We start from the raw sequence: 3,059 nt of genomic DNA on the forward strand, positions 1-3,059 counted from the left end.
ACGGCGCGGGCGGCAGGCGCAGCGGATCCAGCGCCGGGGCCAGGGCCTGCGGATTGGCCCGCGCCCGGGCCAGCATCGCCGCCTGTTCGGCCCAGAGCGCCTGATAGGTCGGGATCACCGCCCGCCAGTCATAATGCTGCAGGGCCCGCGCCCGCCCCGCAGCCCCCATCCGCGCCCGAAGCCCGGGATCTTGGCCCAGCGCGACCAGCGCCTCGGTCAGCGCGCGCACGTCCACCCGCGTCATCGCGGAAAGCTGGCTGAGATACTGGGTGTAGCTGTCTGTGCCGCCGAAATAGCGCAGGCCCAGATGCGCGCTCAGATCGGCGCGCGGCGCCTCGGTCGGGATGCGGAAGCCCACATCCGGGGTCACCGTGTCCTTCATCCCGTCCCAATCGCTGACGATCACCGGCAGGCCCGCCGCCATGGCCTCGATCGGGGCAAGGCCAAAGGTTTCCTGTGCATTATCAATGGGAAACAGGAAAAGATCCGCGCCCGACAGCACCGCCTTGCGAACCGCGGCATCGGCGCCGTCCAACAGGTGGAATCCCACCGCCGGCATCATGCCGCCCGCGCCTTCGGCAAAGACCTTGCGGGCGTAATCGTCGCGGAACTGGCCGCACAAAAGCAGATGAAAGCGCCGCCCCGCCAGCCGCTGCGCCCGCGCCAGCGCCAGATAGAGCGGCAAGGGATCGAATTTCTCATGCGGGGTCAGGCGCGCGATGATCGCGCAGGCGATATCGCCCTCGGCAATCCCCAGCTTCGCCCGCAGCGCCGCCCCCGCCGCACGGTCGGGCGCGAAATCGGCGCAGGTCACGCCCAGGGGCAGCACCGGCAGAAGCGGGCGCGGCGGCGCCTTGCCGCCGAAGCGCTGCGCCAGATGGGCATCGGTCAGCTCCATCTGCGCCTCGACCGAGGCCCGAACCGCGCGCGAGGTGCAGATCACCGCATCCCAGGGCTGCTGCGGCGCCGTGCGCAGCTGGAACAGGCCCTGCATCACCGCCGCCGTGGCGGTCGTATGGGTGATGCCGCAGATCGCATAGGCGGCGGGCCCCCAAAGCCCGCGCCGCCAGGCCTCGGTGGCGAAATTCGGGCTCGGGTAGCTGACCACATCGACCGGCGCGATCCGCCCGGCCGCTTCAAGCCTTTCGCCGCGGATCGGGCGCGTCACGCCCTGGGCGCGGGCGAAGGCGCGGAAATGGTCTTCATCACCCGGACCATGGGTCAGGCAGACGAATTCGGCGGCCTCGGCATGGGCCAGATAGCCGCGCAGGAAGCTTTCCCCGGCCACCCGCCGGCCGTTGATGCCCTTTTCGCCCGGCGCATAGCCATCGGGCGCATACCAGATCGCGGCATTGGCGCGGGGGCCGGTCATGCCGCCCGCTCCATCCACAGCCAGGGCGTCGGGCCCATGCGCCATTCCCACAGGCACAGAAGCCGGTCGAGATCCGACATCTCCTCGGCCCAGGCGGGCAGACGCTCGGGCGCAAGGGCGCGGTCGATCCGGGTGATGCGGTGGCTGGGCGCAAAACGCCGCTGCATCACCTCGACCAGATCGGGCTCGGCGGCCGGATGCAGTTCAACCAGGATATCGGCGCCCAGCAGGCCCGGCGCCGCGACCGGATCCAGAAGATCGGCCTCGGCGCCTTCGATATCGCAGATCACCACACTGGGCTGATCGGCGCAGATGGCGAAATCGCCATGCAAGACCTGGCCGCCGATCTCGATCCGATCCGCAACCCCATTGGCGCGCGCCAGGGCCAGGCAGCGCGCCTGCGCCCGGTCCGAGATGTCGCGCGCCAGCACCCGCGTCTGGGCCATGCGCCGGGCCAGGCCCACGGCATAAAAGCCCTCGGCACAGCCGATGTCGATCACCAGCGGATAGGCGCGGGCGATGATCGTCTCGATCACCGGATCGAGGCCGGGCTCATAGGCGCCCAGCATCCGCACCACCCGCGCGCCTTCGGCGGCCCGCACCGAGTACTCCATCCCCGCGAAGGGTCCGGCGGCGATGCGCGTGCCCTGGCGCCGCGCCAGCGTATTGGCCAAAAGCTCGGCCCGCCATTTCGCCAGCATCCGCAGCGCCGCATTCAACCGCGCGGCCGAGGCCGGGCCCGCGACCAGCCGAGCCAGGTCGGCCGTCATCCGCCGCGTCAGTTCCGTGGGTTCCGCCATGCCGCCCCGCCCCTTTCCGCAAGGATTAGGGGCAAGGCCCGGGCGCGTAAAGGGCTAGCCCTTCAGCGCCAGCCCGCCCGCCTGCTGCAGGAAGGCCACGACCTGCGCGACGCCCTGGCCCTGGCGCAGCCGCGCCATCACATAGGGCCGCGCGCCGCGGGCCCGTGCCGTATCGGCTTCCAGCAGGTCCAGATCCACGCCCACATGCGGGGCAAGATCGGTCTTGTTGACCACGAGGAGATCGGATTTCGTCAGCCCCGGCCCGCGTTTGCGCGGAATGTCCTGGCCCGCGGCGGTGTCGATCACATAGATCGACAGATCGGCCAGTTCGGGGCTGAAGGTCGCAGCCAGATTGTCGCCGCCGGATTCGATCAAGATCAGGTCCAGCGCCGGAAAGGCCGCGTTCAGATCGGCCACGGCGGCCAGGTTGATGCTGGCATCTTCGCGGATCGCGGTATGCGGGCAGCCGCCGGTTTCCACCCCGCGGATGCGCGCGGCGGGCAGAACCTGGGCGCGGGTCAGATACTCGGCATCCTCGCGGGTGTAGATGTCATTGGTGATCACCGCCATCTCGCAGCGATGCGCCAGCGCGCGGGCCAGCTGTTCGGTCAGCGTGGTCTTGCCCGCGCCCACCGGGCCGCCGATGCCCACCCGCAAGGGGCCGTTCGGGGATGTCATGTCTTCCAAAGCCTCACGTCCAGGGTTTCATGCCGCATCGCCGCCAGATCCGCGGCCAGCGCCGCCGCGCCCAGATCGGCCTCGCCCGCCTGCGCGGCCCGTTCGGCCAAAGCCTGGCAAAGCGGGTGCAGCCGCGCAAGCACCGCCTGCGCCTCGGTCTGGCCCAGGGGCACGGCGCGGGTCGCGACCGAAACCAGGTTCGAGGCGAA

4 protein-coding genes are annotated in these 3,059 nt (G+C 70.5%); all 4 read right to left on the minus strand.

Features of this window, described 5'->3' with window-relative positions; translation table 11 throughout:
* Positions 1-1,372: glycosyltransferase family 4 protein (locus K1Y73_RS21660; RefSeq protein WP_225030478.1), on the minus strand; the 1,372-nt coding region annotated here is incomplete at its 3' end.
* On the minus strand, positions 1,369-2,172 hold the full coding sequence (locus tag K1Y73_RS21665; RefSeq protein WP_225030480.1) for a hypothetical protein: 804 nt from the start codon (positions 2,170-2,172) through the stop codon (positions 1,369-1,371). The genes K1Y73_RS21665 and K1Y73_RS21660, both read right to left, overlap by 4 nt.
* Before the next feature lie 54 nt (positions 2,173-2,226).
* Complete coding sequence (gene ureG, locus K1Y73_RS21670) at positions 2,227-2,850, minus strand: urease accessory protein UreG (protein WP_225030481.1); 624 nt, start codon at positions 2,848-2,850, stop codon at positions 2,227-2,229.
* On the minus strand, positions 2,847-3,059 hold a 213-nt coding region (locus K1Y73_RS21675; RefSeq protein WP_318248270.1), incomplete at its 5' end, for an urease accessory UreF family protein. The genes K1Y73_RS21675 and ureG, both read right to left, overlap by 4 nt.

Source organism: Xinfangfangia pollutisoli, assembly GCF_020179405.1.
Lineage (GTDB): Bacteria > Pseudomonadota > Alphaproteobacteria > Rhodobacterales > Rhodobacteraceae > Pseudogemmobacter > Pseudogemmobacter pollutisoli.